The organism is Micromonospora sp. NPDC049580 (genome assembly GCF_040675595.1).
Classification (GTDB): Bacteria; Actinomycetota; Actinomycetes; order Mycobacteriales; family Micromonosporaceae; genus Micromonospora.
Genome location: NZ_JBFAPG010000472.1, coordinates 1 through 4,965 on the forward strand (window position 1 = coordinate 1; position 4,965 = coordinate 4,965).

Genomic DNA, 4,965 nt, shown 5'->3' on the forward strand with positions numbered 1-4,965 from the left:
GGTGACCGGCCGGGCCGGTCACCGCCGCGGCGCTCGCGGTGTACGAGGCCAGCATCAGCGGTCCGAAGGACGGTAGCTTCGCCTACGGGTACTACGTAGAAAAGAGCACTTCTCGTAGTCGGGCGCGAGGCCTGTTGATCTGTCTGAAGTGAGCCATGCGCGCGCTGCCATACGACGCCGGTACGGTTGCGAACCGCTTGTGCCCGGTATGCCGCGCCCCTCCGGGCACGACAACCGGGCATGAACGTCCGCGCCGGCGGTACGGCTCCCTACCAGGCTCGGTTACGCGGAGGCAGCGGTCAGCGCCGAGACCTCCGCCTCCGTCAGCGCGAGGTCAGCGACCGCGAGCAGTGCCGGCAGTTGCTCGACGGTCCGCGCGCTCGCGATCGGCGCTACGACGGTCGGCTGAGCGAGGAGCCAGGCGAGCGCCACGGTGGCCATCTCGGCACCCCGCGCGGTGGCGATCTCGTCGAGTGCTGCGAGGACCTTTTGCCCCCGTTCCGACTTCAGGTACTCCGAGGCGCCCTGCGCCCGTACGCTGTTCACCGTCGCGCCCGGCCGGTACTTGCCGGTCAGGAAGCCGGAGGCGAGCGAGTAGTAGGGAACGACTCCGAGGCCGTGCCGCGCGGCCGTCGTCTCCAGGTCCCCCTCGTACGTATCGCGCGAGACCAGGTTGTAGTGCGGCTGCAGAGCCACGTAGCGGGCGAGGTTCTGGCTGTCGGAGAAGGCGAGGGAGGCCTCGAGTCGCTCGGGGCTGATGTTGGAGGCGGCGATTGCTCGGACCTTTCCCTCCTTCACCAGTTGGTCGAGCGTGGTGATGATCTCCTCGACGGGCAGGGTCGGGTCGTCGTAGTGGGTGTAGTACAGGTCGATGTAGTCAGTGCGCAGGCGGCGCAACGACTCCTCGACCCCGCCCTTGATGGTCGTGGCGGCCAGCCCCTTGTACGTCGGGTGGGCGCCGACCTTGGTGGCGATGATCATGGAATCGCGGTTGCCGCGTGCGGAGAGCCAGTTCCCAATGATGGCCTCGGACTCGCCGCCCTGGTTGCCGGGCACCCAGGCCGAGTACATGTCAGCGGTGTCGATGAAGTTGCCGCCCGCGGCGGCGTACGCGTCGAGCACGGCACCTGACTGCGCCTCGTCGGCCGACCAGCCGAAGACGTTGCCGCCGAGCGCGAGCGGGAAGACCTCGAGGTCTGACGAGCCGAGCTTACGAAGATCAACCATGTCTGGCACCAACATGCGTCACACGCCGTCCATTCCTACCTGGGAAAACATGTGAAAGACCTCATGTCGTGGTGGTGGCGAGGTCCACGCCGACGCCGCAGGCTGGTCGCCGCCGCTCTACTCGAAGCTGAAGAACTGGCCGAGTGCGACGCCGCGCAGTTGCGGCAGCCCTCGCAATAGGCGCTGATCATTACCACGCCAGCCCGGGACTGGGGACCTGCGGCGACGACGCCTTAGGGTCGCCGGTGACGCCAGCGTCACGGGGAGCGGTTGCGAGGCGTGAGATGACCCTGCTGCGGGACGTGATCGAGATCCCGACCTCGGTCGGGGACGGGGACTTCGTCGTCCGCGCCGCCGAGGGCGCCGACCTGCGCCGGTACGTCGTCACCGACCAGCTCCGGGACAACTTCGCCGAGGCGCTGCGCCGGATCGGCCACGCCGTCACCACCGGCCGCTCCCGGGCGAATGCCACGTTGACCGCCACGCTGGGCGAAGTCGTCGATCCGGTGGAGCGTTTCGACGGCAACAGCATCCGACTACGGGAAGATGTCACACCTGCGACCTGGCGGGCACTCACCGCGGACGCGGCCACCCGACTGTGCCTGCCTGAGGTCAATGACAAGGCCCTGGACGGTCTCAAGTTCGGCGCGGCCCTGCCGAAACGGTTGGCCGCAGCGACGCTCGCGGCGCGCCTGGCCGCCCTGGACGGCGCTGCCGTGGTGCTGGACGAACCTGTGCGGTTCGTCGTCCTTTAGTAGTGAATGCGCTAGTTCCTTCGTGAGGATCGGCGATGGCCGCTCAGCGGCGGGGGGCCTCGCTGGCGATCGTCGCCTCGCGGGGCAGCGCCGCCGCGCGCAGCGCCCAGTCCAGGGCGTAGTCGGCGACCGCCTCCCAGCCGGGCGCCCCGACGGTGAAGTGCGAACGCCCGGGGAACTCCTCGTACGCGGTGAGCGCCCGGGACTTCTGGTAGAGCCCCGCGTTGGTACGGACCACCGACGCGGGCACCACGTGGTCCTCCCCGCCGGCCATCAACAGCAGCGGCGCGCGGTCGTCGCGTCCGTTGTCGACGCGGGCGGGTGAGCGCGGGTCGAGGTTGGCGAACGCCCCCTCGAAGAACACCCGACCGGCGCCGGGGACCGCATAGCGCTGCCAGGCCCGGTCGGACTCCTCACGGCTCATCGTGTTGCCGAAGGTGTAGGCAAAGTCGTCCGGGGTGAACGGGACGGCCCTGTTCCGGTTGGCGGGGCTGCGCAGGATCGGGAAGCCGGAGCGCAGCTGGCTCAGCGGCACCTTGAGCACCCCCTTCACCGCCGCGGGGTGCACCCCGACGGCCGCCGCGCCCAGGCCCCGATCCACGAGGACCTGCGTGAACAGGCCACCGAACGAGTGCCCCATGATGATCGGCGGTTGGGGCAGCGCCCGGATGATCCCGTCGTAGTGCGCGACGATCGTGGCGATGCTCTGCTGGGCGATCGGGGTGGGGTCGTCGCGCAACTGCTCCACGGACCGGTCCATCCCGGGCCAGGCGGGGGCGATGACGTGCATGCCGCGCTCGGTGAACCGCTCGACCCACCCCTGCCAGCTGCGCGGGGTCATCCAGAGTCCGTGGATCAGCACGACCGTGTCGACCCGGCCCTGCGGCGTGGCACCCATCGCGTCCTCCCGGTGTCGCTGTCCGGCCCGGCGGTTACCCGCTGCCGCGCTGGCAATGCCTGCCGGTGGGCTCGGACCGGGCGGAGCGCAAGAGCCAGGGGCGGTGGCGGACCTGTCGGAAGGCGATATGACGCAGAGGTATATCTATGACTCTGAGTCATATCGCTCTGGGCCGTATCTCCTGCCATGGCCGTCACACTCCGTGTCCGGCCAGGCGTGCCACATCGACCCGCCGGCGGGCCGTCCCTGACAAATGTCACGGCCGGAACGTGACGGCCGCTCCGGGAGCCGACGTCCCCGACGCCGGAGCATCTATTGCATGACCAGTACGCATCCGGCCGTCGAGCTGAACGGCCTCACCAAGACCTTCGGTACGGTCACCGCGGTCGACGGGCTGAGCCTGCGGGTGCAGCCCGGCGAGGTGGTGGCGTTCCTCGGCCCCAACGGGGCGGGCAAGACCACCACCATCGACATGCTGCTCGGCCTGGCCCGCCCGGACGCGGGCACGGTCCGCGTCCTGGGCGGCACCGCCGACGACGCGGTGGCCCGGGGTCGGGTCGCCGCCGTACTCCAGACCGGCGGGCTGCTCAAGGACCTCACCGTGGGCGAGACCGTGCGGATGACCGCCCACTTCTACCGGCACACCCGCCCCGCCGCCGAGGTGCTGGAGCGCGCCGGCATCGCCGACATCGCCGACCGGATCGTGGGCCGGTGCTCGGGCGGTCAGCAGCAGCGGCTGCGTTTCGCGCTGGCCCTGCTGCCGGACCCGGACCTGATGGTGCTCGACGAGCCGACCACGGGGATGGACGTCGAGGGCCGCCGGGACTTCTGGCAGGCCCTGCGCCGCGACGCCCGCGACGGCAGGACGGTCATCTTCGCCACCCACTACCTGGACGAGGCGGACGCGTACGCCGACCGGATCGTGCTGGTCCGGCAGGGACGGATCGTCGCCGACGGCACCACCGCGGAGATCAAGAACCTGGCCGCCGGCCGTACGGTCCGGGCCACCCTGCCCGGCGCGGACCAGGCGGCGCTCGCCGCGCTGCCCGGTGTGGACGCCGTGGAGGTACGCGGCGACAGCGTGCTGGTGCGTACCGGGGACTCGGACGCGATCGCCCGTCACCTGCTCACCCGGACCGCCGCCCGGGACGTGGAGATCACCTCCCGCAACCTCGAGGACGCCTTCCTCGCCCTGACCACCGAGCGCATCGGAGCCTGAGATGTCCACCCTGCCGGCCACCCCCGCCGCCACCCGCACCGACCGACCCGACCGACCCACCCAGCCCGACCGCCGGCTGCCCGCAATGGGTGGCTTCGCCCCGGCCGTCCTCGGCATCGAACTGCGGCGGGTGCTGCGCAATCGCCGCACCCTCGCCTTCACGCTGATCATGCCGGCTGTCTTCTTCCTCATCTTCGGCCTGCCGCAGCGGGGGCAGACCCTGGACAACGGCCGACCCGTGACGGCGTACGTCATGATCAGCCTCGCCGTGTACGCGGCGATGGTGGCGACCACAAGCGCGGGCGGCGCGGTGGCCACCGAGCGGGCGTTGGGCTGGAGCCGGCAGCTGCGGCTCACCCCGTTGCGCCCGACCGCCTACGTGGCGACGAAGGTGGCCACGGCGATGACCCTCGGCCTGATGGCTGTCGTCATCGAGTTCGTGGTGGGCGCCGCGGCCGGCGTCCGCCTCCCGCTGGACGTCTGGCTGCTGTCCGGGCTCGCCGCGTGGCTCGGCTCGCTGGTCTTCGCCGCGTTCGGTCTGTTCATCGGCTACCTGGTGCCGGCCGAGAACGTCATGCAGTTCATCGGGCCGATCCTGGCCGTGCTGGCCATGTTCGGCGGGCTGTTCGTGCCGGTCGAGGTGCTGCCGCACGTGCTCCAGCAGGCCGCGAAGTTCACCCCGGTGTACGGCATGGGTGAGCTGGCCCGCGCCCCGCTGACCGGCGACGGGGTGAGCATGGCCGGGGTGGCCAACATGGTCTTCTGGACCGTGGCCTTCGGCGTCGGCGCGGCCCGGCTGTTCCGCCGGGACACCGCTCGGGTCTGACCGCCGCGACCGCTAGCGTGGAGCCGATGGACCTCCCGAC

At 70.8% G+C, this 4,965-nt stretch carries 5 protein-coding genes; 3 read left to right on the top strand and 2 right to left on the bottom strand.

Going from position 1 to position 4,965, the window contains the following annotated elements:
• Positions 1-282: 282 nt before the first annotated feature.
• Positions 283-1,227 (bottom strand): aldo/keto reductase, encoded by a 945-nt coding sequence (locus tag AB0J68_RS27090; protein ID WP_363941141.1) that lies wholly within the window; start codon positions 1,225-1,227, stop codon positions 283-285.
• Positions 1,228-1,511: 284 nt separating this feature from the next.
• On the opposite strand from AB0J68_RS27090, the gene AB0J68_RS27095 reads away from it, so the two are divergent.
• Entirely contained in the window at positions 1,512-1,982 is a 471-nt protein-coding gene (locus tag AB0J68_RS27095; RefSeq protein WP_363941144.1) for a hypothetical protein, read from the top strand.
• Between the two features lie 43 nt (positions 1,983-2,025).
• Here AB0J68_RS27095 and AB0J68_RS27100 read toward each other — a convergent pair whose 3' ends face one another.
• Positions 2,026-2,880, bottom strand: coding sequence for an alpha/beta fold hydrolase (locus AB0J68_RS27100; protein ID WP_363941146.1), 855 nt, complete (start codon positions 2,878-2,880; stop codon positions 2,026-2,028).
• Between the two features lie 319 nt (positions 2,881-3,199).
• On the opposite strand from AB0J68_RS27100, the gene AB0J68_RS27105 reads away from it, so the two are divergent.
• A complete protein-coding gene (locus AB0J68_RS27105) occupies positions 3,200-4,099 on the top strand; it encodes an ABC transporter ATP-binding protein (RefSeq protein WP_234584431.1) in 900 nt (299 codons plus the stop codon).
• Between the two features lies 1 nt (position 4,100).
• On the top strand, positions 4,101-4,925 hold the full coding sequence (locus AB0J68_RS27110) for an ABC transporter permease (RefSeq protein WP_354856252.1): 825 nt from the start codon (positions 4,101-4,103) through the stop codon (positions 4,923-4,925).
• The last annotated feature ends 40 nt before the right edge of the window (positions 4,926-4,965 follow it).